Origin of the sequence: Synechococcus sp. WH 7805, from assembly GCF_000153285.1 — a bacterium.
Taxonomy (GTDB): Bacteria; Cyanobacteriota; Cyanobacteriia; order PCC-6307; family Cyanobiaceae; genus Synechococcus_C.
Genome location: NZ_CH724168.1, coordinates 798919 through 824345, shown reverse-complemented (window position 1 = coordinate 824345; position 25427 = coordinate 798919). Strand labels below are relative to the sequence as shown.

Below are 25427 nucleotides of genomic sequence, written 5' to 3'. Positions count from 1 at the left end.
ACAGCACGTTCATGGCGGCGGTGAGAAAGGAGCAGTGGCAGTCCGGCGTCGGGTTTGTTCTGGCTGCTGCTGGCAGTGCCGTTGGCTTGGGCAATCTCTGGGGGTTTGCGTACCGAGCGTCCCAGGGTGGCGGTGGCAGTTTTGTTCTTCTTTACCTCCTGGTCGTTGGCTTGATCTGCCTGCCCGTTCTCGTGGCGGAGATGGTGCTGGGTCGCAGCACCGGCCACAGTCCACTGCTCGCTCCGATCAAGGCTGCCGGTCAGGCTTGGTGGCCGATGGGCTGGATGTTCATCGCGGCATCCTGCGGAATCCTGGCCTTCTACGCCGTGTTGATGGGCTGGACGGGACAGACTCTCTTTCATGCCCTGTTCGTCGGGTTACCTGAGAACAAGCAGGCCGCTGATGCGTTCTTTGATGCTCTCAGCGGGGGCAACAGTGCGCTGGCCGGTCAGGGAATCAGCCTTCTGCTCACTGCCCTTGTTGTGGCTGCCGGTGTTCAGGGGGGTATCGAACGGCTCTCGCGTTGGGCTCTCCCTCTGCTTCTTGTTCTGCTGATTGGCCTGGTGATCTGGGCCAGCACGCTTCCGGGTGCTGGCGAGGGCTATCGCACGTTCCTGTTCCGCTGGGATGGGGCGCAACTCATGAACCTCACCACCATTCGCAATGCCTTCAGCCAGGCCTTCTTCTCAATCGGAACAGGCATTGGCTCGATCATGGCTTACTCCGTCTATCTGAACCAAAGGGCTCGTCTTCCTCAGCAAGCTGCCGCTGTGGTCGGTCTTGACACGAGCGTGGGGCTTTTGGCCGGCATGCTCACGTTCCCGGTGGTGATCAGTTTCAACCTGTCCGATGTGGTGAGCGACTCAACAATCGGAGCCATTTTCATCGCCTTACCCACAGGACTGGCCTCGATCGGCATGACCGGTCAGGTGGTGGCCGTTCTGTTTTTTGCACTGGCTTACTTGGCGGCGATCACCTCATCGGTGTCCTTGCTGGAGGTGCCGGTGTCGTCATTGATGGATCGCGTTGGTTGGAGCCGCAGCAGGGCCACCTGGATCAGTACCGCTGTGATTTTTGTGCTCGGGATCCCAGCCAGCATGAGTCTGGAGGTGCTGGGGGTCATGGATGCTGTTTTCGGCAATGTGTTGCTGATGACCGGTGGTCTGTTGATTGCCGTACTGATGGGCTGGGTGGTGCCGACTCTGTTTCTGAACGACCTCAAGGACAGTGACGCTTCATCTCCTCAGATCAGACGCGTGCTGATCTTCTGTCTTCAGTGGATCTCCCCAGTGGTGATCGCTGCTGGCTTGCTGATCAGCGTGGTGGATCTTCTTCGCACGTGGTTTGCAGCCTCTTGAGAGGTCTCAGATCATTCGCTTGAGCTGATTTGACGCCAGCCGCACTTCTCGGAGAAAGCAGATCGCAGCAATCATTATCAGACTCATCGAGGTGATGAAAAGCGGCGCCACCACGAGGGTGAGGTTGACTCTGGAAATCACACTGAGAAACATCGCCGACACCATGGCGGCGATCAGGAGGGTGGCCGCTGTCATCAGTTCGATTGAGCGAATGACGAGCTGCATCCGCTGCCTAATCAGACGACGCTCCACGTCATTCACGGCTTTACCGGCATCGGCGGTGCTGCGTAATTGTCTGGCGTAGTCAACGATCCTGGCCAAGCGCCCCGACAGGACATTCATCAAGGCGCCGATGCCTGTCAGCAAGAACACCGGAGCCACAGAAAGCTGGATTGCTTTGGAGAGACTTTCCGGCTGCATCTCCTGTTCATGGCTCGGATCGCTTGAAGCTAGCTCTGATGGCCGCTTGAATCCGGTAGACAGGTGCCCAGATGTAGGGATCTCCATGCTGTGGCTCAAACGCTGGAATTTCATTGAGCGAGCTCGGCTGGAACGGGAGCTTTGGGATGCCTTCGAAGCCAGGGAGAATCCAGAAGACAAGATCAGCGCACTGCAGGCCTGGATCGACAGTGCGGATCCCTCCGATCCCACGCTTGGCGATCAACGCTTTCGTCTTGAGGTCTGGACCACCACTCTCACGAGAATCCGCAAGATCGAAGCGCTGATGGCCAATCAGCAGCGCAAGCCCTGAGCTCTGCTGGTCAGCCCCGTCGCCACTCGGTGATTCCGCCCGGTTTGTCGATCAGTTCGATGCCCTGGGCGGTGAGCTCCGCCCTGATCCGATCCGCTTCTGCGAAGTCCTTCGATTGTTTGGCCATCCGGCGAGCCTCAATCGCTGCTTCGATGGCTTGGCTGTCGAGGTCCGTCTCCGTGTCGTTGCCTGAGGGGTGCTCCAGCCGTAGCCCCAGAACCCCAGCGAGCTCCCTGAGCAGCAACCAGCGCTGCTGAAGCCCCCGGCCTTCGTCATCGCTGTGGGTTGGTGCATCGCCCCGGTCGAGGCGATTGGCCAGTGCCCTCAACGGACGGGCCAGGTCGAACAGCACCGCCAGCGCCCCGGAGCTGTTGAGGTCATCGTCCATGGCATCGCTGAAGCGCTGTCGTGCGCCGAGCAGCATCTCGTTGGCTGAGGGCGCAGAAGCGAGAACCGCTCCTCCGTTCATGGGGGCTGCGGCACCCCATCCGAGTGCTTCCGCATGGAGATCACCAAGGCTGAGCGCTGCGTTCAGCCCTTTCCAACCGGTCGTTGCGGCCTCCAGCGCATCGCTGGTGAAATCGAGCGGCTTGCGGTAGTGGGCCTGGAGCACAAAGAGCCGCAGCGTCATGGCGGAGAGGCCACTCTCCAGCAGGGCGCGGATGGTGGTGAAGTTGCCAAGTGATTTGCTCATCTTTTCTCCGCCCACATTCACCATGCCGTTGTGCAGCCACACGCGCGCCAGCTCCTGGCCGGTTGCTGCTTCGGATTGAGCGATTTCATTCTCGTGGTGTGGGAACACGAGATCGGCACCCCCAAGGTGGATGTCAATGGTGTCGCCGAGCTCCTCGCGCACCATGGCGGAGCACTCGATATGCCAACCGGGCCGGCCGTCACCCCAGGGTGAGGGGAAGCTGGGTTCACCGGCTTTGGCCCCTTTCCAGAGGGCGAAGTCGAAGGGGTGTTGCTTGCGCGCTTCCTCGGCATCAGCCACCCGTCCGTCCGCATTGGTCTGTTGGTCAGCCAGGTCGCGGCCGCTGAGCTTGCCGTAGCCGGCATGTTTCATCACCGCGAAGTACACATCTCCTTCGGCGGAATAGGCAGCACCCTTCGCCTCCAGCTCAGAAATCAGGGCCCGAATCCCTTCAAGGCAGCGGGTGGCTCGGGGCATGCGATCGGGACGCAGGATGCCCAGGGCATCCATGTCGGCATGAAACGCGTCGATGTTGCGCTCACTCACCACCTCCATCGACGAACCCTCCTCCGCAGCACGCTTGAGGATCTTGTCGTCGATGTCGGTGAAGTTCTGCACGAAGGTGACGGCGTAGCCACTCCAAATCAGATAACGGCGCAGCACATCCCAATTGATGTAGCTGCGGGCATGGCCCAGATGGCAGAGGTCGTAGACCGTGACACCACAGCAATAAATGCTCACCTGCCCTTCTTTCAGGGGCTGAAACGGTTCCGTGCGGCGGGTGAGTGTGTTGGTGAACCGCAGGGACACAGGCATTCGGGATCTGCGGGCGAGGTTACGGCCTAACCGGTGAACGGTTCAGGTCAGTTATTTCGCTTCCATCCAATTGCTGCCGCTGCCGGTTTCGGCTACGAGGGGCACGCTCAGCTCCACAGCCGTCTCCATGGTGGAGACCACCAGAGCTTTCACGTCTTCCAGAGCAGAAGGCTCCACCTCCAGCACCAGTTCATCGTGCACCTGCAGCAGCAGGCGAGCGGGAAGGGACTGCTGCTGCAGAGCAGCCTGCAGCTGAATCATCGCCAGCTTGATGATGTCGGCACTCGAGCCTTGAATCGGTGCGTTCGCAGCGGCGCGTAGCTGCTGGGCTTCCATGCCACCGCGGCGAGCCACATCGAGATCGATCTCGAAGGGATCCTTGCCGAGAAGACGACCGAGGCCGTTGCGGTCGAAGTGGAAGGGCCGGCGCCGGCCCAGGATCGTTTCCACATAGCCACGGCTCAAGGCCAAGCGTTCCTGCAGTTCCAGGAACGCGAACACCTTGGGATACCGCTCCCGGTATTTGCTGAGGAACTCTTTGGCTTCCGCTTGGCTCACCCCGGTTTCGCGGGCGAAGCGCTGGGCGCCCATGCCGTAGATCACACCGAAATTGATCGTTTTGCCCAGCCGGCGCTCGTCGGCCGTTATCTCGTCTTTGTCGAGAAGCAGCCGGGCGGTGAGGGCATGCACGTCATCGCCATCGCGGTAAGCCTGCTGCAGCACCTCCTCCCCGGAGAGGTGCGTGAGGATGCGCAGCTCAATCTGTGAATAATCGGCGCTGAGAAGGGTCCAGTGCTCCTGGGGCAGAAAGGCTTTGCGGATACGACGGCTGTACTCGGTGCGAATTGGAATGTTCTGGAGGTTGGGATTGCTGCTGCTGAGACGGCCTGTGGCCGTTACAGCCTGGTTGAAATCCGTATGCACGCGCCCGGTTTCGGCCTCCACCAACTGGGGCAGCGCATCCACGTAGGTGCTTTTGAGTTTGCTCAGCACCCGATGCTCCAACACCAGCGGCACCACGGGGTGGTCATCCGCGAGCTTGTCCAGCACGGTGGCATCGGTGCTGTAGCCCGTTTTGGTGCGGCGAGATTTCTTGCGGTCCAGGCCCAGCGTCTCGAAGAGCAGCTCTCCCAGTTGCTTGGGAGACGCCAGGTTGAAGTCCACGCCGGCCGCCTGCTTGGCATTGGCCTCGAGTCGCGTCAGGGTCTCGCCCATCTCTTTAGAGAGGGTGTCCAGATAGGTGAGATCAATGCGGATGCCGGTGGCTTCCATTAGGGCCAGCACTGGCTCCAGCGGTAGTTCCACCCGGTCGAGCAGGTTGGTCAGCTGCTGGCCACTGGTCTGGAGCTGCTCGCGCAGATCAAGCGCAAGCTTGCGGGTGAGGTGCACATCCATCGCGCAGTAGAGCGCTGCCTGATCGATGGGAACTTCGGCAAAGCAGCTGGCCTTGCCGTCCTTGGGCTTGCCCACCAGGTCACTGAACACGGTGGGAGTGATGCCGTAGTCCCGCTCGGCCATCACGTCGAGGCTGTGCTTGGCCGCTGCATCGCGGAGGTAATCCGCCAGCAGGGTGTCCATCACCACGCCGCCCAGGAGCAAACCGTGACGCAGCAGGATCAGGCGGTCGTATTTAGCGTTCTGCAGCGCTTTGGGGTGTTTGGGGCTGCTCAACCAGGGGGCGAGCTGCTCCAACACGACCTCAAGTGGCAGTTGGGATCCTTCAGGGGCCTGATGCCCCACAGGGATGTAAGCCAGGTCACTGAGCCAGGGTCCCCAGCACACACCGATGCCCACCAGCTGGGCCTTGAAGGGGTTCAAATCCGTGGTTTCGGTGTCCACGGCCACCGGTTCAGTTGGGTTGGTGCACCCCATCAGTTGCTGCATCAAGCCCTGCAGTTGATCCTGCGAGCAGATCACCAGCGGCGTGAGTTGGGGAAGGGTGGATTCGGCGATGTCCGCCGCAGGCGCTGGATCTGTGCTTGCAACGGCGGAATTGGACGTTGATCTTTTGGTGCTTGCATCTTCAAGAAGATGGGCGTTCGCCGTTAGTCCGCCGCTCGAAAAGGTGGCCACGAAGCTTGGGATCTGGCGGACCAAACTGTTGAGTTCGAGCTCCTGAAGCTGCTCCTCCAGTCCCTCACCATCCACCGCTCCAAGCTCCAGGACAGGCTCCTCCGGTAGGGGGATGTCGACGAGGATTTCAGCGAGATGGCGGGAGAGGTAGGCCTTGTCGCGATCGGCGCCGAGCTTTCCCTTGAGCGCACCCTTCACGGCACCGCGACTGGCTTTGGGACCTTCGGCTTCAACCTCCTCCAGCACGCGATAGACACCGTCGAGGTCGTTGTTTTCCTTGAGAAGATTGATGGCCGTCTTGGGGCCGACCCCCTTCACGCCAGGGATGTTGTCGGAGCTGTCGCCGGTGAGAGCCTTGAGGTCCACCACCTTGTCAGGCATCACCCCGAGTTTGGCCACAACGCCGGCTTCATCGATCAGGGTCGGTCCGCTGCTCTTGGCGTAGGGTCCGCCCCCCATGTAGAGCACGGCGATGTCCCGCTGGTCATCCACCAGCTGGAACAGATCCCGATCCCCGCTGAGGATGCGGACGCGCCAGCCCGAGGTGGCAGCACGGTTGGCCAGGGTTCCCAGCACGTCATCGGCTTCGTATCCAGGAGCCAGGCAGAGGGGGAGCTTCAGGCGTTCGCGCAGGATCGTTTGCAGTTGATCCAGGTCTTGAAAGAACACCTCAGGGGCCACATCCCGATGGGCCTTGTAGTTGGCATCGGCTTGATGGCGGAAGGTGGGCTCAGCGGTGTCGAAGGCGATCGCCACTCCTTCCGGTTTCAGGCCTTTGCTGTTGTCGAGCAGGGCTTTGAGAAAGCCATAGGTCACGCTGGTCGGCCGGCCGTCTTTTGTGGCTAATCCGCCCTCACCTCCTTTGCTGAAGGCATAAAAGCTGCGAAAGGCCAGAGAGTGGCCATCCACAAGCAACAGCAGGGGTTTCTCGGGGGTTTCAGGCATGGATTCGGGCAGGTCGGATCTCGATCAGTCGCGCTTCTTCGCCCAAGGCGGAAGGTCGATGAATACCTTTGAGCCGGGTTTCACCCCCGAGAGAATCGCACTCTGGCTGCCGCTGCTGGAGCCCAGTTCCACCACCTGGAAGCGGGGCTGGCTGTCTTTGCCAACGAGGAGAACACCGGGCTGGCCGTTCTCCGTCACGATCGCCACGGTGGGCACCAGGGTGCTCTCAGCGGTCCGACCGGTCTGGAAATCCACGTCCACCGTCATGCCGATGCGCAGGGTCGGCGGAGGATCGATCAGGGTCAACTCCACTTCAAAGGAGATCACGTTGTCGGTTTTCTCTGCCCGCGGAGCGATATCCCTGACCCGTGCAGGGAAGCGCTGATCGGGGAAGGCATCCACACGGACGCTCGCGTTTTGGCCGACCAGAATCCGACCGATGTCGTTTTCAGGCACCTTCGCCACCACTTCAAGACCTTCGGAGAGCTCAACGATGGATGCACTGGTGGCTCCGGCATTCGCTGAGGCGGTGGTGGTGGGAGTCACGAAGGCACCCGGTTCGGCGAATCGCTCGGTGATCACCCCGCTGAAGGGGGCTCGGATGAGAAGTTCACTTCCTTCCACGTCACGCTGCTGAATGCGCTCCCTGGCTGCGGCCAAAGCTTCCTTGCTGCTCAGGAACGCTGCGCGGAAACCGTCAAGATCAGATGCACTGATCGCTCCACTGTCCTTGAGTTTTCTGTAGCGGAGGTAATCGGCCCGTTTTGCCTCGTAGTCCGCCCGTGCCTGGCGCTCGAGGGCCGAGAGCTCGTCCTTGCGATCAGTGAAGTCTCCGATCTCCATGCGGGCCAGCACCTGTCCTTTGGTGACGGCATCGCCTTCATCGACAAAAAGTGCATCCAGCAGGCCCTGACGCTTTGGGCTCACGTTCACGCGTCGAATCGCTTCGAGTTCACCACTGGCAGTAATCACACCTGGAAGGGTTCCCCGTTCAGCCGTGGCGGTGTAATTCGCAAGTTTGTTCTCCCTTCCGGATCCAGACCCCTTGATCCAAAGCAGAGCACCGCCGCTCAGTACAAGAACGGCTGCAGTGGCTGCGATCAATCTCCATCGTCTGCGTTTGATCCCGCTCAGTCGGGTGAGCGACCTGAGGGCTTCTTGCGTGGCCCCTTCGGAGGTCTCGCTTTTTTGGCTCCCCATCGACGCCGAACATGATTCTTTACGCATTCTCGCGCGTAAGCGCCATGACTGGGTAAAAAGAACCACTGACGATAGATTTCACGGCATGCTTAAAGCCGGAATCGTCGGGTTGCCCAACGTGGGCAAATCCACTCTTTTCAATGCCTTGGTGGCCAACGCTCAGGCACAGGCGGCCAATTTCCCGTTCTGCACCATCGAGCCCAATGTCGGCACGGTGGCCGTGCCTGATTCCAGGTTGCAGTTGCTGTCCGATCTCAGCAGCAGTGCTGAAATCATTCCCACGCGGATGGAGTTCGTAGACATCGCTGGGCTTGTGAAAGGCGCCAGCCAAGGAGAAGGACTGGGCAACAAGTTCCTTGCCAACATCCGTGAAGTGGACGCGATCGTTCACGTGATCCGCTGTTTTGAAGACGACGATGTGATCCACGTGTCTGGTGCGGTCGGCCCGGCCCGAGATGCCGAGGTGATCAATCTTGAGCTCGGCTTGGCGGACCTGTCGCAGATTGAGAAGCGGCGGGAGCGCCTCAAGAAACAAGTGCGTACCAGCAAGGAGGCCCAGGTTGAGGATGCGGCTCTCGAACGCATTCAAGTGGTGCTTGAGCAGGGTGGTGCCGCACGCAGTGTGGAGCTCAGTGATGAGGAGGCTCTGATGGTGAAACCGCTGGGCTTGCTCACGGCCAAGCCAATCATTTATGCCACCAATGTGAGCGAGGACGATCTGGCAGCCGGAAACGCGTTTTGTGAGGAAATTGTTGCCCTAGCGGCAAAGGAGGGCGCGGAAACCGTGCGCATCTCTGCCCAGGTGGAAGCTGAACTGGTTGAGCTCGGTGATGAAGAACGTCAGGACTATCTCGATGGTCTGGGTGTGACTGAGGGTGGTCTGCAGAGTCTGATCAGGGCTACCTATCGGCTTCTCGGCCTTCGCACCTACTTCACCACCGGTGAGAAGGAAACACGGGCTTGGACCTTCAAGGCCGGAATGACTGCTCCCCAGGCCGCCGGGGTGATACACACTGATTTTGAGAGGGGTTTCATCCGCGCCCAGACCATCAGCACCGACAAATTGCTCGAGGCCGGGTCTCTGGTTGAAGCGCGAAATAAGGGTTGGCTCCGTAGTGAGGGGAAGGAGTATGTCGTGGATGAGGGAGATGTGATGGAGTTTTTGTTCAACGTGTAATCACGTTCAGCGCTTCGTTCACAGCGCATCGAGGGCCTTCATCGCTGGGATGAAGTCAGGGCTGTTCTGATCAAAGTCATCGCAGGTTTGGTTCATGGCTTCGCTGGTGAGTGCCACGACACGGATGGCTTGCGGCGATTTCAACCATTCAGCCTGTTGCTGCCATCCATTGGTTTTGATACCGCTCTGCACGATCGCCTGTGCCCTTGCCCGGCTGTAGCCACTGTTTAAAACCTTGCATTCGGCGTAGGCGGCCAATCCCACCAGAGCCTGCCGGGTTTCGGATGCTTGAACGGGTTGAACAAGCTCCCCGATGCTGCAGGCCAGCAGCGCGAGTGCGCTCGATGCCCCCGCCAGGATTTGCACGGTTGAGCGAGAGAACGCCATGGCTTTGGCAAGACTGGCGGCAGTTTATGGATCTCGCCGATCCCTCATGCCATGGATGTGGATGCGATCGGTTATACAGCTGCAGCCCTAACCACCATCAGCTTCTTCCCTCAGGCGATCAAGACACTGCGTCTGGATGACACGCGATCCATTTCGCTTTCGATGTATGGCCTGTTCACCAGTGGTGTGGCGATCTGGGGGGTGTTCGGATGCCTCACAGGGAATGGTCCTTTGATCGTGGCCAATGGCCTCACGTTCATTCCTGCGGCCTTCGTGCTGCAGAAGAAGATCCGCCACCGCTTCCTGCGCGGAGAGCGTTAGTACACCGCACCGAACGCTTCGCTTTCCGCACTGTGAACACCGAGTTCCTGCCTCCACTGACGCAGGGGCTTGTCCCAGGCTTCTTCCCAGCGCTGCAGCACCAGGGGCTTCGCTTCAAGTCCGATGCGGTTGCCGAAGGCAATGCCCCGGCTGACGCCGGCCAGCTCTGCCGGGGCGAAGCGGAAGGCGCGGAAGGACGCCAAGGTATTGATGAGCACGTAGGCAGGAAAGCCGATCTGCGTTGCCGTGATGGCCAGCACACCCGATTCGCCAGCAGCCTGGGTGTTGAACCCGCCGATCACGTGATGGAGATCGTGGGTGGTGGCGATCCGCTGGGTCAGCCAAAGCGCTTCACTGCTGGTGTCTCTAGGTCGGAAAAAGTCGGGGTCGTAGTTGAGCTTGCGGATCATGCCCGCGTAGGCCTGGCCTAGGCTTCCTTTTGGGAGCGCCTCCAGCGCAGAAAGGTCTGGCTGGAAGGGGGGATAGCGCTGCTCGACCATGTCCGCACCTCCCGGCAAGGCCTTGAAACGTTCCACACAGATGGCCATCGCCTCGCTGTCGATGAAGTTGTCGACCAAATCCCCGACGCTCTGGAGGCCACCGTCGGTGGCGGCCATCTCACGGATGATCGACAGATTCTTAACGGAGCGGAGCAGTTCTCGGGCTCGAGACATTGTTGGATTGTTCCAGGGGAATGGCGCTTAAACCTGGGGTATAGCGGGGCCTCACCGTTTTCAGCAGCGGCACCATCAGCAAACAAAGCGAGCCCATCAAGACCCAGAGCAGCAGGCCATGGCCCTGCTGATCAAGCAGAAACCCCGCCATCAGAGGAGCTCCAGTGGCGCTGATGGCAAAACACTGGGAGAACAGTGCCATAGCCAGGCCTCGATGCTGAAGGGGTGTTTCCTCCACCATCGCTTCGGCGGCTGTGGGAAGGAAGGCGGCTTCTCCAAAGGCAATCGGCAGCATGGCCAGCGCAATGAGTGCGATTCCTCCACTCCAGAGAGCGGAAGCGGCTAACAAAACGCATCCCAACACAAAACCCCCGAGCCCAATTCCAAGCCCGAATCGGAGACTGTGGCGTGAGACCCAGTTGCCGACAGGCCATTGCAGCGTCACGAGAAGTGCCAGCTGTAGGGCGATCAGTGTGCCGCTCCAGGCTTCACTCAGAGGTGCTCTGGCCAGGCCGCCGCGCACCAGATCCAGGGGGAGCGCGCTCTGCATGAGCGCGATGATGCCAGTGGCCACAATGCTCACCGCCAGCACCGGGACCAGAGGGGGTAGCCAATGCCAGCCTTCAGAAGCCAGATCTGTGTTGGTTGAGTCTTCAACGGTGGGATGCAGCAGGGCGGCGCGGCCATCCGGAAGGGGGCGCAGGCTGAGCACTACCAGCATCAGGATCACGGCCGCTGCCTCCACCAGATACACCACACGGATCAGCCCCAAAGCGGTCAACGCCGCACCGATCAGGGCTCCGATGGCGACGCCGAGGGCGTCGGCACTGCGGGCGAGGGCATACCCGCGACTGGAGTTAAATCCCGTACAACTCAGGGGAACAGCCAGTTCAATCGCTGGAAAATAGAAACCTGCCGCTACTCCAATCAACAACTGACCGGCCAGGTATCCGCTGAAACCTTGGGCCTGGAACAGCACGAGATCAGCAAGAAGAGCCAGAACAGCTGCAATACGGACTGGCCAGGAACAGGACAGGCCTCGATCGAGAAGCACTCCACTCATCAGCCGTGCCGCCGTGCCGATCAGTGCCGAAGCTGCCAGTCCCTGGCCGACTTGACTGGCGGAGAAGCTGGCTTGATGGAACACGATCGGTGTCATGTAGATGACCCCTCCTGCGCCGAGAGAAGCCAGCAACCGGATTGACGCCACTTCCTGCAGAGATGCGGGAAACTGGCTCCACCAGAGAATTGGCCTTGGCCTTGGGAGGACGCTTAACAGGACGACTGATTGCTGCGGGATTCATGAGCAGTCTGCTGCTCTGGGCTGCCCCTCCGCGACCAGGACATGCAGCCAGTGAGCTGGAGGTTCGTCTTGACGGGATGGCGTTGCCGATTTCCATCGACGATTTGAGTGTCTGGGTTCGCAGTGGAGGGACGCGTTCTTCTGAGCTGGGCGTCTGGTTCAACCTGCTGGAAGAGCAAAGCAGGTCAGGGGTGATCGATCTGCTTCAAGCACCCCTGATCAATGACAGCAGCATGACGCGCCAGATCCTCAACAGCTGGGCAGGTCGCCAGCTGTTGGATCAGGTGGGTGATCTGGTGCAGGTGGATAACGAAACGACAGGTGTGACGGTTCAGGCCACCCTTGAGCGGCTTCTTGAGGAGCGCCCGGAGGTGACCACGCTTGAGTTACTAGAGGCTCTCCCGGCCCAGAAGGTTCGTCTTGATCTCGATGCGCTGCTGGATGTAGCGGCCAGTTGGCGCCTGCAACTCGAGCGTCAACTTTCGTTGGTGGAGCGTCTTGGCCGCGAGCCTGTGTCTCAGCGACGCTTGGTACAAGCCACTCAATCGTCAGCGTTCGCCGATGCGCGGTTCGAGCGTTGGGCTCTGCCAGTGCCCCACCGCGAGCGTGCTCTTCAACTGCAGTTGTGGTTGCCCGACACTTCGGTCGAATTGGTACGCAGGTCCTGGCTGGTGCTGATGCCGGGGTTGGGCGGAAGCCCTGATCACTTCGGCTGGTTAGGGCGTGCTCTCAGCCGCAACGGCTGGCCAGTGGTCGTGTTGGAGCACCCGGGAAGTGATGCCGTCGCTGTACAGGCCCTCTTGGAGGGGCGGCGTCCTCCACCAGGCGCCGAAGTGCTTCCGGAACGTCTGCAAGATCTTCAGGAAGTGCTCTCGGCTTTCGAGAGGGGAGAGCTACCACTCTCGGGCGATCAACTGGTGCTTTTGGGGCATTCCCTTGGTGCTCTGACGGCTCTACTGGCAAGTGGAGCGCAGCCTGAGCCTGGCCTGGGCCTTCGCTGCCAAAGGGCGCTGGATGATCTGCCACTCAGCAATCTCTCCCGCCTTCTGCAATGCCAGATCCAGGATGTGTCTCTGCCGTCTGTTGTCCCCCCTCCCTCGCTGGCGGGTGTCGTGGGTCTCAACAGTTTCGGCAGCCTGCTCTGGCCAAAGAACGTGGCCGTTGCCAGCGATGTGCCCGTATTGCTCAGCGGTGGTTCCTTGGACCTGATCACACCTCCCATCAGCGAACAGTTGGGTCTTTTGCGGGCCTTGCCGCCCAACCCTGGGACGCGCGTGGTGCTGGTGGAAGGAGCCAGTCATTTTTCCCCGGTGCGTGTGGAGGGTCAGAGCGGCAGTCAGGGGCAAGATCTGTTCCAGCTTGGGGAGGAGCTCGTCGGTGTGCAGCCGCTTCAGGTTCAGGCTTTGCTGGAACAGGAAATCCTGCGCTTTCTCGACAGGTTGGAAACCGGTCGCATGGTGAAGCCAGGAGAGAGAGACGCCGAACATGTCCAGGTGGGTTCCCTGCATCTTTATCGGTTGAATCAGGGGGCAGCCACGCGTTTGCTCGATTGACGCTGCATCGGTTGGCTAGTAGCGCACCCTTGGATCGAGAAGTGCCACCAGCAGATCCACCGCCACACTCACCAGGACGACTAGAGAGGCCACCACCACCACGATTCCCTGCACAACGGGGTAGTCACGTTGGTTGATGCTCTCCTGCAAACGCAGGGCGATGCCGGGCCACGAAAATGTCACTTCAATCAGCAGCGCACCGCCGATCAACGAAGCCACGGTGATGCCGGCGATGGTCAAAACTGGGAGCAGCGCATTGGGTAGTGCATGCCTGAGCACCACTTGCGTTTCATTCAGCCCGCGACTGCGTGCGGCTTCTACGTAATCGGAGCGAAGGGTTCGATTGAGATTCAGGCGAAGTGCATTCGTAAACACTCCACTCAGGAGCAGCCCCAATGTGCAGGCTGGGAGTACAAGGTGTCGCAGGCTGCCCTGAAGGGCTTGCCAATTTCCGCTGAACAAGCTGTCGGCAATCAGAAAGCCGCTTCCCTCTGGAGGGAGCATTCCAGGGGGAAAACGACCCCCTACGGGTAACCAGCCGAGCATCACCGCGAAGAGAAGCTGGGCCAGCATGGCCACCCAGAATGGCGGCAGTGCGTAGGTGCCGATTCCATAAAAACGTCCGGCAAGATCCAGGCGTCCTTCGGATCGGGCGATGGCTGTAAATCCCACGGAGAGTCCGACCACTGCAGCCACCACCAGAGCGGTGACACTCAGCTCCAGACTGGCGGGAAGGGCCCTGCTGATGATCTCGGTCACAGGCTTTTCATCGATCAACGCCATGCCCAGATCGCCATGCACAAGGCCCCAGAGAAAATCGAAATACTGCTTGCCCAGGGACTGATCAAGGCCGAGCTGGGCGCGTAGCTCAGCCTTGACGGCCTCAGGTGCGCGGCTTCCCAGAACGGCATCCACCGGATCGCCAGGAGCGACCCTCAGAAGCAGGAACACCAAGGAGGAAATCAACCAAAGCATGACCGGCGCCAGGGCAAGGCGCGTGCTGACGTAGCGCAGCAGTTCGCGTCCGCGACTCATCAACGCACCTCCTTGAGTTGGGCCAACCTGACCTGTCCGTTGCCGTCGAATTCCGGCGTGGCGAGTGTGGTCTGGCTCCAGGCTCGGGCTGTGACCAGCCAGACGGGGATGTAGGCAGCTCCTTCTGCAGCGACAGCTTCGATGGCTTCGAGATCATCCAGACGCTTGCGGCCGCGGCTGCGATCGGATCGCTTCAAGGCTTCATCAAGGCCTGGAGCGGTCCAGAAACTTCCACTGATGGCCGCTTCACCGCGTTCACAGATGAACCCCTTGGAGACCTTGCAGCTCAACAGCGGAGCTAGGTAAGCCTCTGGATCCGGATAGGGCCCCCGCCAATCGAGCATCACGGCAGGAAATGTTCCATCTCCGAGCTGGCGGTACACGGTGGTCGATTCCATGCCATTCAGGTTCAGGGCCAGGCAGTCGGGGAGGTCGCGCTGCAGCTGCGTTTGCCAGGTCAGGGCCATCAGGCGATCGGCTGGCACATTCGACCGATAAGTGAAGGGCACAGTGAGCACCCGCCCATTGCAATATCCCGCGTCCAGCAGCAGGGTTCGCGCCTTCGCGATGTTGAAGCTGGGCCAGGAAACACCATCAGCCCCCGGCAAGGCCGGCGGAACGAGGGAGCGAAGCGGGGGGCGCAGCCCGTGGCTGACCCTCCGGCTGATCAGTTCCCGGTTGAGGCTAAGGGCCATGGCCCTGCGCACCCGTGGGTCTTGGAACGGTGGGGTATTGCTCAGCAAGGTGACGTAGCCGATCACGAGGGCCGGACCTTGGGCCTCCCGCAGCTGATCGTTCTCGGCCATGCGATTGAGGGCCAGGCGCTGATCTTCGTCGATGGCATCAGAGAGCAGCACATCAACTTCGCCGCTGCGCATGGCGCCAAAGAGAGCCGTTGAATTGCTCAGGTAGATCAGGTCCAGCCCTGCATTGCGTGGTGGTTCTCCCCAGTACTCCTCGAAGGGCTCCAGTCGCTGCTGAACGGCTCTGAAATTGGTCAGTCGGTAAGGACCAGTGCCGACAAAGCGGTCGTTGAGAGCACGATTCTCATAATCGCTGTAGGCGGTGGGTGAGACCGGCGTGAGATTCGTGGCTGTAAGCAGATTCACCAAAGAGGTTGACGGTCGGCTGAGCCGTAGTCGCAGCAGAAACGGCTTCGGGGTCTCCACGGCGGTGATGCGACCGCCCACGATGTAATTCAGACGTCCGATGCGCAGAAACCGGCGCAGACTGAAGGCCATCGCTTCGGCATCGAAGCGTGTGCCGTCATGGAAAACAACGTCGTCTCGCAACGGAATTGTGACGGTGCGTCCGTCTTCGCTGATCTCAGGCAGGGCTGAGGCCAGGGACGGTTGCAGTTCCCCGTTGGCTGAACGCCTGTAGAGCGTGTCCCCGATGGCACTCAGGAGCTGCAGGGCCCCGAAGGTATTGGCGCGGGCCGGATCGAGGGAACTAATGCGTCCTGCGCTGGCCACGATGAGGCGGTCGCTGGTGCGGCTGGGCTGACAGGCCATCTGGCCAACACAAAGAGCCAGGGTCCCGACCAGGCTCAGGGAACCCCTGAGCCAAGGAAACGCGGATTGGCCGCGGCCTGTCGTGCTGGATTCGCTCACGCCTGGGGGTTCAGACCTGGCTATTCAAAAGCCCTGAGGCCTTAATCGGCACGTGCTTCGCTGTGAATCTGATGGAGAGGCACTTCAAACACGGGCGATCCTTTGGGTTCCAAAGGCCACTGACGCACCCAGCAACGATCGTGATCACCATCGATTCCAATCACTTGGAACAACCCGTTATTGCTGCGAAGCCGGATGCAGTCGCCTTGATGCAGGCTCATGACGGATGGTGATTCGAGCTGCATGCAGCGTTGCCCGATCAGGACGGAGGTTTCGTTCGGCATGAACGGTATTCAGCACAGATCTGCGAATGCAGACCTGCTCTGTGATGGTTCTTACGACTCTGCCCCATGGCTGGGGGTGTCCGCCAGGGGTCAGAGGCAGCCGAGGTGTGAGGCCAGGAGGCGAACCTCCGGAAGAGACGTGATCGCACGCAAGGCTTTCTGCATGGCCCCATCACTCACTTCGTGCGTGATCACAACGATCTCAGCGCCTTCGTCGCAGGCGTCAAACTGCACGATCGACTGGATGGAGACCCCCTGGTCTCCAAAACAACTGCCGATTCGGCCGATCACCCCGGGCGCGTCATCCGTGTTGAAACGCACATAATTGCGCTGGCGGATTTCACCTCCCTGAACGAGGCGGCACGCGCGCCAGCTGCTTGCCGCCAGCAGTGGGTCGAGGCCGCCAGCGGCGGCGTTGAGTTGGCGGATTCCAGCGATATTGAGGATGTCGGCCACCACCGCCGAGGCGGTGGGCCCTGACCCGGCACCGGGCCCATAGAACATCACCCGGCCCACCGGGTCTCCCTCGACGAGAATGGCGTTGTTGACCCCATGAACCCCGGCTAGGGGGTGGTCTTTCGGGACCATGGTGGGTTGCACGCGTACGGCCAGGGGCAGAGCCGGTGAAGCGTCGCTGGTGCTTTCAATCCGCTCGGCGATGGCCAGCAGTTTGACGCCATATCCGAGCTGCGTGGCGTAGTCCACATCCTTGCTCTGCAGATTGCTGATCCCACTGGTTGGAATGGCGTCGCGATCGATCGGTCCGCCAAAGGCCAGGCCGGAGAGAATGGCGATCTTGTCTGCGGCGTCGTGACCTTCGACGTCTGCGGCGGGATCGGCTTCGGCGTAACCGAGATCCTGTGCGTCCTTGAGAACGGCGTAGTAGTCAGCCCCCTCATCAGCCATGCGGCTGAGGATGTAGTTGGTTGTGCCGTTAATAATCCCGCTCACCCGGTTGATCCTGTTGCTGCCCAGGGACTGCTTCAGCGGTTCGATGATCGGTATGCCACCGCCAACAGCGGCTTCGATCAGCACATACACCCCTGCTGCAGCGGCGGCGGATGCGATCTCCTCGCCATGGCGGGCGATCACGGCTTTATTCGCAGTCACCACCGACTTGCCCGCAGCGATCGCGCGCATGATCAGGGTGCGGGCAGGCTCAATGCCGCCCATCACCTCCACCACCACCTGAACCTCGGGGTCGTCCACCACGGATTCAGGATTGGTGGTCAGCCTCTCTTGGGGGATGGCGACTGGGCGGGAACGATTGAGGTCGCGTACGGCGACCCGCACGAGGTCCAGCTCGGCAATGAGTGGGTGACGACCTTCAGGACTCGAGAGAATAGAGGCCACACCGGCGCCGACGGTTCCGAGGCCAAGCAGGCCGATGCCGATCCTTGTCGCCATGGGGCGGGTCCATTGATTGCAATGAACCTCAAACTTTAGGCAGCGGTCGACCCTGACCCAGTCGTCAGGGCTTCGGCCTGGGCCTGCATCGTGCGCAGGATGTTGAGAAAACCGTTGGCGCGTGAGGGGGTCAGGCTGGCCTGCAGTCCGGTGGCGGCGATCACTCCTGGGTCCACCGCCATCACCTCTGCTGGGGTCAGATCCGTCAACCCCTTGATCAGAAGCGCCAGAAGTCCCTTGGTGATCAGGGCATCCGAATCACCCTGCCAGCGCAGGCGTCCGTCAATCAGGTCGGAGGCGATGAACACCTGAGAGACGCATCCCTTCACCTTGCGCTCCTCCGTCTGAAGCTCGGCGGGCATGGTCGGAAGTTTTTTGGCCAACCAAAGCACGTATTCGTAACGTTTGCGTGGATCTGGCGTGCCACTAAGGCGTTCGGTGAGCTGATCTAAGGCTGCGCTGCCATAGCGGGTCGACGCGTTGCCTTGGTCTGCCATGGCCGAGTCAGTGATCGCGATCGTGGCCTCGAACCTTAGCCATCGTGCGTACCAGGCCAAGCAAAGCCGGTGCGGACAGCCAGGCGATCCAGGGAAGAGGCTTTGGGGTCTCAACCACTTCGTCGAGATTCACGACGCCCTGTTGAAGCGGAAGGGTGAGGTAATCGCGGTGACCGGGTCCCCCGTCCACCTGAAGGTCCACCAATCCATCCTCCAGCGCCGAGAGTTGAAGCTGTAGGCGTCCGTCGGCGTCGATCGTGCCCAGTTCTTCGCCAGCGCTGCCGTCAGCCTGAAGCAATCTCACAACAGCCCCTTCCACGGGCTCTCCCGTCGAGAAACTGCTCGTTAACTCGAGCTGTCCATCGAGGTAGCGCAAGCTGCTTTCCACGCCGTGGGCATCAGCTGATGGCTGGTGGAGCACTCCGGAGATCACGGCGACGGCAGAGAGTGCAAAAAGGCGTGGCCACAGGGGCATGGGCTTCCAGGACTCGGGACCCCATCCTGCAGCTGATACGGGCCTGAGGCCAGAGGGGGGCTCAGGATTGGTGCGCAACAGCGCGGAACATGTGCCCCATGGAATCCAGCATCAACCCCACCGCCTGATGCTGATCGGTGCCTCGCTCGCTGAGTTCACGGGCAATCACCCTCTGGGCCAGTGTCAGATGTTGCGGGTCTGATGAATCCTGCTGGCGCCGCGCCGGGCTGATGGGAGTGTTTGGATTCACCAGCTTGCCTTGGGATCTCAACCTCCGACCCTACAAACGCCCTGTTCACTCGCCCATCCATCGAAGGGGCGATCCCAGGGATCCCGGGGCAAAGCGTCTCGGCTGATGCAGGCTCCTGGAAGCACCACCATGGCCGGCACCTCGCACCAAAGTGGCTGGGCCCTGAGGCGGTCGTAGTAGCCCCCGCCGTAGCCAAGGCGAATGCCGTCTCGGTCAACGGCCAGGGCTGGAACCAGCAGCAGATCCAGCTGATCAGCCGTGAGTGGGGGGTGGTTGAGAGGGGCAGGAATACCGCAGCCGTCAGGGATTAAGGGTTGAGGGCCCCAGAGGTGATAGTTGAGATGACCCTGGCCATCGGCAGCCGGCAGGGCCAGCTTCAACGTCAGTTCCTCCTCAAGACGGGGCCGAAGCACCGTGAGGTTCACTTCCCCCGGGAGGGGCCAGTACAGACCGAGATGTCCCTGGAACGGGCTTTGGGCATGCCGCTCGCGGATCTCGTCGAGAACCTGTTGGGCGATCACGGCTTGAAGATTCCGGTGATCAACCAGAGCTTGTAGCCGCCGCTGCCGATACACGCGGCGCAGCTCCCGCTTGCGGTTGTTCATCGGGATTAAACCTGTCAGCGTTGAAACCAACCCGTCAGAGCCACGGCAAGGGCGTCAGCCGCATCATCTGGTCTTGGTGGCTTGTCGAGAGACAGCTCGCGCATCACGGCTTCGAGTACTTCATCTTTGTCCGCATGCCCATGGCCTGTGAGGGCTTGTTTGATCTGCATCGGCGGAAATTCCACGATCGGCAGTCCGAATCGGGCGAGGGTCATGATCACCACTCCACGCGCCTGCACGACGGCGATCGTGTTGCTGGATCGGTAGAAAAAGAATTTCTCGACGGCCGCAAGCTCCGGATTCCAGGCTCGGATGAGCTGGCGCAGATCCCGGGCAATCTCGACCATGCGTTCACCCTCAGGACGCCCTGAATCGGTTTGGATGATGCCGCAATCGAGCATGGTCTGCTCTCCTCCCGCGGTCTCGATCACGCCGTAGCCCACCCGAGCGAGGCCGGGGTCGATGCCGAGAATGCGCACTGGGAAGGAGGGCGGTGTTCAGGCTGCCAGAGCCAACTCGAACTCGGTTCGATCGCCGCTGTCGTTGCGTTCGAACACCTTGCAGAACACCTTCACCACCCGATCGCCGGAATCGATCTGCTCGAGCGGATCTTTGCGCAGACGGTGACGCAGACAACAGGAGGCCACGCGGGCCACATCATCCTCGGTCACTTCCGTACGACCCTCAAAGGCTGCGAGGGCTCGAGCGGCTCGGTTGGTGACGATGTCTCCTCGCAATCCGTCCACATCCAGCTCTCCGCACACGGCAGAGATGCGCAGACGCAGGTCATCGTCGATCTCAACCTGATCCAGACGCTGTTGCGCCTCAACGACCCGCTGCTGCAGGGCTTGCTGTCCCTCTTCCATGGCGCTGGAAAAGCCGTCAGGGTCCGTATCGAAGGCTGTCCGTTGGTCCACTACCTGAACACGCAGCTCAGGATCGCGAACGGTGCGAACCTCCACGCTCATGCCGAAACGGTCGAGCAGCTGTGGTCGCAGTTCGCCTTCCTCGGGGTTGCCGGATCCGATCAGAACAAAGCGTGCCGGGTGACGCACCGAAACCCCTTCCCGTTCCACCGTGTTCCAGCCCGAGGCTGCTGAATCGAGAAGTACGTCCACCAGGTGATCATCGAGGAGATTCACCTCATCCACATACAGAAGCCCTCGGTTGGCTTTGGCCAGCAGGCCAGGTTCAAAGGCGCGCACTCCCTCGCTGAGGGCTTTTTCAATGTCGATCGTGCCGCAGAGCCTGTCTTCGGTGGCACCGAGAGGGAGATCCACCATGGGGACCTGACGCTCTTCGGTGGCCAGAGTTTCGCCATGGTCAAGGCGCTGGCGTACATCGCTGCTCTGAAGGTCGGGATCGCTGGGAGAGCTGTTGTAAGGATCGCCGGCGACCACCTCGATTCCGGGCAAAAGATCGGCCAGCGCACGGATCGTGGTGGATTTTCCCGTGCCTCGGTCACCCATGATCATCACGCCGCCAATGCGGGGATCAATCACATTCAGAAGCAGGGCAAGCTTCATCTCCTCCTGGCCGATCACGGCGGTGAAAGGGAAGACTCTGCGCTTGCGCGGTGAACTCACGGACGACGGTTTGATGCTGTTGTGGATTGTTTCACAGGCAGGATTGACAAAACTTGTGGTGGGGTCGCATCCGCTGGGTAGATCAGCCGGATTCGCACCTGGCGACGCTCGCCCGGCGCCAGGGTCACCCGACCGAGTTGTGGCCCCTGCTGGCCGCGGCGCAACACCAGGTGAAATCGCCTCCGGCCTTGCGCCTGCCCCTGTTCATCATCCAGGCCTCGGACTTCAATGGGTCCGCGGAACATCACTGGGCTGCTGTCCCCACCGCTGAATCGCAGTCGCTTTGCGTTGCTTCCGTTCTTATCGGGTGATTCCAAGGCAAGCGCCACTGTGCGATGTGTGGGGCCGGGGTTTCTGAGGGGAAGGGAGAGGTCATATTCCACGCCGTAGTTGCCGTGGGCGGCCCAGGCGGTGCCCTTCTCGAACACTTTGAGTTCGGCTGTCTGCACCTGGCCCGTCTGCAGGTCTCCGCGTTCGAGGCTGCTGATCGGCCAGGACACCGCCTGACCGGTCAGGGCCAAATCACGGGAGCCTGGGTCGGTCAGAGTGGCTGTCCAGGTGGAGCCGATTTGAACACCGCTCACCCTGGAATAAATGATCTTTCCTTGGCTGCCGCGCGGTGTGGGGGTGTGTTCTTTCGGGCTCTGCTGGCCTGATGCCAGCAGGCTCTGCAAACGACTGAGCGATGGTGCCCTGTCGCCTTCGCCGTAGGCGGCCACCGTGGCCAGATGCACAGGCCCTGAACTGTGCAGACGCATCTGCAGATTGCGCCCGTTCAGGAGGGGATCGAGACCTTCGACCGGAATGGGTAAGACCACAAGGGCACTGGCGGATCCTGGGGCGATCCGCCAGCTGTCTGGCAGTTCCGGTGCGCTCTCGTCCCGCAGGATGTCTCCGGCAACACGGCTTCCGGGACCGGCGGCGATGGGGGTGCCGGACTCGCTCATCAGCGCGGGCAGGGGCAGGAAGGGGGCTGCTGTTTGCCCCTTTCGGGTGGCCTGAGACAGGGAGGTGCTGCCTCCCAGCAGCTTCATGGTCACCGCCGCATCTCCGGTCGGTTGCGCCAGCACCGCAAGCCAAAGGGTGGATTTTGATTCGTCTTCTTTGCCTGCAAACACGTGATGGCTGAAGAGGTCGAAGCGACCGCTCAGAGCCAGATCGAGGCCAGGTGGTTGGCGGAACGTGGACACCAGGATGCCTTCACCGGTGATCAGCTCAGGATTGTTGTCGTTCACGACCAGCACCTCATCCAGCTGTCCCGGAAGGACGCGCACCTGCTGACTGCGAATCACTGCCTGTGGCGCCTTGGCCACCTCCATCGGGAGATGGTCTCCCCGGGCCATGGAGGGTGAGACGATCCAAGGAGACACCAGCAGGGCGAAGGCCGTCAGAGGGTGCCAGGAGCGAGAACAGGTCATGGGTTGATGCTGGCGGCGTCGGGTGTTTTGCGGGCCACGGCGGGTTTGGGTTTGAGAACCGGCGCCATCGCGGCAGCCAGCTTGCGGATCAGTTCCGTTGAACGGGGATCATTGAAAGGGCCTTTCACCAAGAAAGCGGCAACGGCTCTGCTGCCATCTGGAAGTTCAATCAGCCCCGCGTCGGCGTAGGCAATCCCGATATCTCCAGTTTTGTTAAGCACCCTGTAGCCCTTGATCATCAGGCTGTCGTCAGGTTCACCCTGCTGACCGCCAAGCCCTCTTAACAGCCCTCTGGGGAGCAACGTGTTGGTCACTGAAGTGCCCATCACCTCTCGGAACAGATCCCGGCTGCGAATCGACAGGGCTTTGCCGGTGTCGACAAGGGCGATGGAACGGGCGAGGTCCCTTGCGCTCGTGGTGTTCGTTCCTTCGAGGTCTGGCAACCAGTTGTTGACCACAGTCGCACTCATGCCAAGGGCGATGAAGCGGGCGTTGAGCGCGTCTTTTCCGCCAAGCCGATCAATCAGCAGGTTGGTGGCTGTGTTGTCGCTCACCCGGATCATTTCGGTGGCGACTTCATGGGTGGGGAAGCGTGAGCCCAGGGGCTTGGAGGCCATCCATCCCGCACCGCCGCCCACCACTTCTTTGGTGAGTGTGAGCGGTTCATTCCAGCTGAGCTTGTCGTCGTCAATCTCCTCAAGGGTGACCAGCAGAATCGGTGTCTTGATCGAGCTGGCAGCGGGAAGAGCGGTGTCGGGTGCGAGTTGCGCATAACGTCCGTCGTCCAGCACAAGCATGAAGGCACTGACCGTGAGATCAGGCTCGCTAGCAGCCAGCTGATTCCAGCGATCACTCAGCGCGGTGAGTTCGTTCTTCGTTTGGAAAAGTCCAAGCGATGGATCACGTCTCGTGGGCTTGGGCGTTGTTGTGGGCTTCGCGGCCTCCGCTTCAGTCGCGCGAGTCGTTCCTGGCAACGTCAGCCATGGAGGCAGGGTGAGGCTCTCTCTCTGGAAAGCCGGGCCCGCCAGTTTGAGTAGGGATCCAGTGATCACGCCGAGCCCTACACCCATCAGGATGAGTCTCAGGAGCAACCGCATCGGGCGACCCCAGCCTGAGGACTGGCGACTGGATCGACTGGAGGACAAGGGGCTGTTTTGGAAAACCAGAGATTACGGGCGGTGGCAACGGATCGCCCAGCGCAGTTGACGCACCATGCCGCGCAGCATGGCCAACTCCTGTGGGCGGATGCGGGCCCTTTGCAGCAGGCTGCGAATCTTTGCCATGCGGGCTTTTGCCGTGTGAGGCAGCAGAAATCCTGCTTCCAACAGAAGCTCCTGTGCATCCTGCATGCAGTCATCAAGCTGCGGCTGTGCGGCCGCCTCGGGTTCCAGTTGCGGGCAAGGATGATCTGATCGAATCAGAAGCTTGCAGCGCTGGAGATCATGCAGCACGACCGCCACTGCATGGGACAGGTTCAGTGATGGATATTGATCGTCTGTCTGAAGCCGCACCACGCGTTGGCTGAGCAGCAACTCCTCATTACTCAGTCCTCGATCTTCGCGGCCAAACACCAATGCCACCTGAGCGCCAGACCTCAGGCCTTCTTCGACCCAAGGCATGGCCTGGTCAGATGTCTGCAAGGGAATGTGACCATGGTCGATGCGTCCGCAGCTGGCCACGACGCGCTGGCAGTCGCCAATGGCCTCGAGAAGAGTCTCGAAGGTCTTTGCTTTTCGAAGCACCGTTTGACCGTGCACGGCCATACGCACGGCTTCTTCATCTGAAATCCTGCAGCGCGGGGCGACAAGCCGTAGATCGTCGATTCCGAAATTGGCGCATAACCGGGCCACACTGCCCACGTTGAGAGGGCCAGCGGGCTCAACCAAGACAACGGCAAGACCCAAGATCTCTAAGTGACTGTCTTGAGGTAGCTGAGCAGATCGGCCATGCCCTGGGGTTCGATCTCGAAGCGAGGCATCGGTGGGGTCTCTCCACTGACAATCTGATGAATGATCGAACGATCCGATCGCTTCCCGGCGACCCCTTGAAGACTGGGTCCCACTAAGCCCTGGCCTGCGATGCCATGACAGCCAGCGCAGTTGATGCGGAACAGTTGGCCTCCATGTTGAACATCTCCGCTTAGTGACAGTGTCGCTCTGCTGTAAGGGTCAAGTCGATTCACCCCGAACAGCCAGATCAGCATGACGAGAGCAGTGGCGCCTGCAACAGCGATGAGTGCTGAAACAAGACCACGTTTGCGGTCAGGTGATGCAGCAGTTGATGACGGAGCCGTCACAGAGGCAAGAGTTGCATGGAACAATTGTGCTTAATCAATCAACCGGGCGCGACCAGATGATCGAACCCCTTCTCTGCGGCATTGTTTTGGGGCTGATTCCGGTCACCCTTCTGGGTCTGTTTGTGGCGGCTTGGAACCAGTACCGCCGCGGCAGTGCTCTCGGGGGCTGAGAAACAGAAGCGAACTCGTTCCATAGCGTCGACGGTCCATTTCGGCCCAATTCGATGGCGATTCGAGTCCGAGTTCACTGGCGTACTCGCAGATCACCAGCCCATCGGCTGTTATCCAGTTCCTCTTCAACAAACGTTCGAGGGTCTTTTTGTAGTGGTCTCCTGATGCATAGGGTGGATCGACATAAACGAGGGTGAACGGTTTCACAGCTTCGGGACGACCAGCGTCGAGCCATGCAATCAGATCTTTTCGAATAACACGGATCTCGACTGGTTCATCCGTTGACGCAGCTACGAGTTCGAGGTTCTGTCGGCATATGGCTGCTACCCGAGCATTATTTTCGACGGCCCATACCCTTGCTGCTCCCCGCTGAATCGCCTCGCAGCCCATGACTCCGCTGCCGCTGAAGAGATCCAGCCAGTGCGCATCATCCATCACGCCGGCGAGAACATTCATAAGTGCTTCTCTCACCCTCGCGGTGGTTGGTCGAGTTCCTTGTCCTTGTGGACTGCGAAGACGACGGCCGCCGATCATTCGT

General features: G+C 60.6%; 27 protein-coding genes and 1 pseudogene. 7 read left to right on the top strand and 21 right to left on the bottom strand.

Annotation, left to right across the window (positions count from 1 at the left end):
• The first annotated feature begins 11 nt into the window (after positions 1–11).
• Positions 12–1358: a sodium-dependent transporter gene (locus tag WH7805_RS04460; protein ID WP_038005027.1), complete on the top strand. Its 1347-nt coding sequence runs from the start codon at positions 12–14 to the stop codon at positions 1356–1358.
• A gap of 6 nt (positions 1359–1364) precedes the next feature.
• On the opposite strand, the gene WH7805_RS04455 is transcribed toward WH7805_RS04460, so the two are convergent.
• On the bottom strand, positions 1365–1778 hold the full coding sequence (locus tag WH7805_RS04455) for a DUF2721 domain-containing protein (protein ID WP_006041795.1): 414 nt from the start codon (positions 1776–1778) through the stop codon (positions 1365–1367).
• A gap of 85 nt (positions 1779–1863) precedes the next feature.
• On the opposite strand from WH7805_RS04455, the gene WH7805_RS04450 reads away from it, so the two are divergent.
• Positions 1864–2109, top strand: a complete 246-nt coding sequence (locus WH7805_RS04450) for a hypothetical protein (protein ID WP_006041794.1) — start codon at positions 1864–1866, stop codon at positions 2107–2109.
• A 10-nt stretch (positions 2110–2119) separates the two neighbouring features.
• On the opposite strand, the gene cysS is transcribed toward WH7805_RS04450, so the two are convergent.
• Genes cysS through WH7805_RS04435 form a run of 3 tightly spaced genes read right to left on the bottom strand, consistent with a single transcriptional unit; the run spans position 2120 to position 7837 of the window.
• Complete coding sequence (gene cysS / locus WH7805_RS04445; protein ID WP_006041793.1) at positions 2120–3619, bottom strand: cysteine--tRNA ligase; 1500 nt, start codon at positions 3617–3619, stop codon at positions 2120–2122.
• 51 nt (positions 3620–3670) lie between these two features.
• A complete protein-coding gene (gene polA, locus WH7805_RS04440; protein WP_006041792.1) occupies positions 3671–6637 on the bottom strand; it encodes a DNA polymerase I in 2967 nt (988 codons plus the stop codon).
• A 24-nt stretch (positions 6638–6661) separates the two neighbouring features.
• Entirely contained in the window at positions 6662–7837 is a 1176-nt protein-coding gene (locus WH7805_RS04435) for an efflux RND transporter periplasmic adaptor subunit (RefSeq protein ID WP_038004407.1), read from the bottom strand.
• A gap of 85 nt (positions 7838–7922) precedes the next feature.
• On the opposite strand from WH7805_RS04435, the gene ychF reads away from it, so the two are divergent.
• A complete protein-coding gene (ychF, locus tag WH7805_RS04430) occupies positions 7923–9014 on the top strand; it encodes a redox-regulated ATPase YchF (RefSeq protein WP_006041790.1) in 1092 nt (363 codons plus the stop codon).
• A gap of 18 nt (positions 9015–9032) precedes the next feature.
• On the opposite strand, the gene WH7805_RS04425 is transcribed toward ychF, so the two are convergent.
• On the bottom strand, positions 9033–9401 hold the full coding sequence (locus WH7805_RS04425; RefSeq protein ID WP_006041789.1) for a hypothetical protein: 369 nt from the start codon (positions 9399–9401) through the stop codon (positions 9033–9035).
• Positions 9402–9452: 51 nt separating this feature from the next.
• On the opposite strand from WH7805_RS04425, the gene WH7805_RS04420 reads away from it, so the two are divergent.
• A complete protein-coding gene (locus WH7805_RS04420; RefSeq protein WP_006041788.1) occupies positions 9453–9722 on the top strand; it encodes a SemiSWEET family sugar transporter in 270 nt (89 codons plus the stop codon).
• On the opposite strand, the gene WH7805_RS04415 is transcribed toward WH7805_RS04420, so the two are convergent.
• Positions 9719–10396 (bottom strand): Coq4 family protein, encoded by a 678-nt coding sequence (locus WH7805_RS04415; protein ID WP_232198948.1) that lies wholly within the window; start codon positions 10394–10396, stop codon positions 9719–9721. The two genes, WH7805_RS04420 and WH7805_RS04415, sit on opposite strands and share 4 nt — an antisense overlap.
• The gene (locus WH7805_RS04410) at positions 10362–11555 is read right to left on the bottom strand and encodes an MFS transporter (protein WP_006041786.1); all 1194 of its coding nucleotides are present in this window, start codon (positions 11553–11555) and stop codon (positions 10362–10364) included. The genes WH7805_RS04415 and WH7805_RS04410 overlap by 35 nt, the downstream gene beginning before the upstream one ends.
• 62 nt (positions 11556–11617) lie before the next feature.
• On the opposite strand from WH7805_RS04410, the gene WH7805_RS04405 reads away from it, so the two are divergent.
• Entirely contained in the window at positions 11618–13252 is a 1635-nt protein-coding gene (locus WH7805_RS04405; protein ID WP_006041785.1) for an alpha/beta hydrolase, read from the top strand.
• Between the two features lie 15 nt (positions 13253–13267).
• On the opposite strand, the gene WH7805_RS04400 is transcribed toward WH7805_RS04405, so the two are convergent.
• The 6 genes from WH7805_RS04400 to WH7805_RS04375 form a co-directional block, all read right to left on the bottom strand.
• Complete coding sequence (locus WH7805_RS04400) at positions 13268–14287, bottom strand: ABC transporter permease (RefSeq protein WP_006041784.1); 1020 nt, start codon at positions 14285–14287, stop codon at positions 13268–13270.
• The gene (locus WH7805_RS04395) at positions 14287–15801 is read right to left on the bottom strand and encodes an ABC transporter substrate-binding protein (RefSeq protein WP_198005765.1); all 1515 of its coding nucleotides are present in this window, start codon (positions 15799–15801) and stop codon (positions 14287–14289) included. Before WH7805_RS04395 ends, WH7805_RS04400 begins: the two co-directional genes overlap by 1 nt.
• A 140-nt stretch (positions 15802–15941) precedes the next feature.
• Positions 15942–16184, bottom strand: coding sequence for a hypothetical protein (locus WH7805_RS04390; protein ID WP_006041782.1), 243 nt, complete (start codon positions 16182–16184; stop codon positions 15942–15944).
• Positions 16185–16274: 90 nt separating this feature from the next.
• Positions 16275–17591, bottom strand: coding sequence for a homoserine dehydrogenase (locus tag WH7805_RS04385; RefSeq protein WP_006041781.1), 1317 nt, complete (start codon positions 17589–17591; stop codon positions 16275–16277).
• A 35-nt stretch (positions 17592–17626) separates the two neighbouring features.
• Positions 17627–18088: a SufE family protein gene (locus WH7805_RS04380; protein ID WP_006041780.1), complete on the bottom strand. Its 462-nt coding sequence runs from the start codon at positions 18086–18088 to the stop codon at positions 17627–17629.
• A gap of 7 nt (positions 18089–18095) precedes the next feature.
• The gene (locus WH7805_RS04375; RefSeq protein ID WP_050752013.1) at positions 18096–18563 is read right to left on the bottom strand and encodes a hypothetical protein; all 468 of its coding nucleotides are present in this window, start codon (positions 18561–18563) and stop codon (positions 18096–18098) included.
• On the opposite strand from WH7805_RS04375, the gene WH7805_RS14675 reads away from it, so the two are divergent.
• Positions 18562–18765 (top strand): hypothetical protein, encoded by a 204-nt coding sequence (locus WH7805_RS14675; RefSeq protein WP_198005730.1) that lies wholly within the window; start codon positions 18562–18564, stop codon positions 18763–18765. The two genes, WH7805_RS04375 and WH7805_RS14675, sit on opposite strands and share 2 nt — an antisense overlap.
• Positions 18766–18830: 65 nt before the next feature.
• Here WH7805_RS14675 and WH7805_RS04365 read toward each other — a convergent pair whose 3' ends face one another.
• The 7 genes from WH7805_RS04365 to WH7805_RS04335 are packed head-to-tail and all read right to left on the bottom strand — an operon-like array spanning position 18831 to position 24742.
• Positions 18831–19418, bottom strand: coding sequence for a 5-formyltetrahydrofolate cyclo-ligase (locus WH7805_RS04365; RefSeq protein WP_006041777.1), 588 nt, complete (start codon positions 19416–19418; stop codon positions 18831–18833).
• A 14-nt stretch (positions 19419–19432) separates the two neighbouring features.
• The gene (gene ruvC, locus WH7805_RS04360; RefSeq protein ID WP_006041776.1) at positions 19433–19897 is read right to left on the bottom strand and encodes a crossover junction endodeoxyribonuclease RuvC; all 465 of its coding nucleotides are present in this window, start codon (positions 19895–19897) and stop codon (positions 19433–19435) included.
• Between the two features lie 18 nt (positions 19898–19915).
• Positions 19916–21004 carry a magnesium chelatase ATPase subunit I gene (gene bchI, locus WH7805_RS04355; RefSeq protein WP_006041775.1) on the bottom strand — a complete coding sequence of 363 codons (1089 nt, stop codon included), beginning with the start codon at positions 21002–21004 and terminating at the stop codon, positions 19916–19918.
• The gene (locus WH7805_RS04350) at positions 21001–22422 is read right to left on the bottom strand and encodes a DUF3370 domain-containing protein (RefSeq protein WP_006041774.1); all 1422 of its coding nucleotides are present in this window, start codon (positions 22420–22422) and stop codon (positions 21001–21003) included. The genes bchI and WH7805_RS04350 overlap by 4 nt, the downstream gene beginning before the upstream one ends.
• On the bottom strand, positions 22419–23567 hold the full coding sequence (locus tag WH7805_RS04345) for a serine hydrolase (protein ID WP_038004401.1): 1149 nt from the start codon (positions 23565–23567) through the stop codon (positions 22419–22421). The genes WH7805_RS04350 and WH7805_RS04345 overlap by 4 nt, the downstream gene beginning before the upstream one ends.
• A 24-nt stretch (positions 23568–23591) precedes the next feature.
• Complete coding sequence (locus WH7805_RS04340; RefSeq protein WP_006041772.1) at positions 23592–24326, bottom strand: RNA methyltransferase; 735 nt, start codon at positions 24324–24326, stop codon at positions 23592–23594.
• 5 nt (positions 24327–24331) lie between these two features.
• Complete coding sequence (locus WH7805_RS04335) at positions 24332–24742, bottom strand: c-type cytochrome (RefSeq protein ID WP_006041771.1); 411 nt, start codon at positions 24740–24742, stop codon at positions 24332–24334.
• Positions 24743–24774: 32 nt separating this feature from the next.
• Here WH7805_RS04335 and petG point away from each other — a divergent pair, with 32 nt between their 5' ends.
• The gene (gene petG / locus WH7805_RS14915) at positions 24775–24888 is read left to right on the top strand and encodes a cytochrome b6-f complex subunit V (protein WP_006041770.1); all 114 of its coding nucleotides are present in this window, start codon (positions 24775–24777) and stop codon (positions 24886–24888) included.
• 10 nt (positions 24889–24898) lie between these two features.
• Here petG and rsmD read toward each other — a convergent pair.
• A pseudogene (gene rsmD, locus WH7805_RS04330) lies at positions 24899–25423 on the bottom strand (16S rRNA (guanine(966)-N(2))-methyltransferase RsmD); the annotation flags it as partial.
• Between the last annotated feature and the right edge of the window lie 4 nt (positions 25424–25427).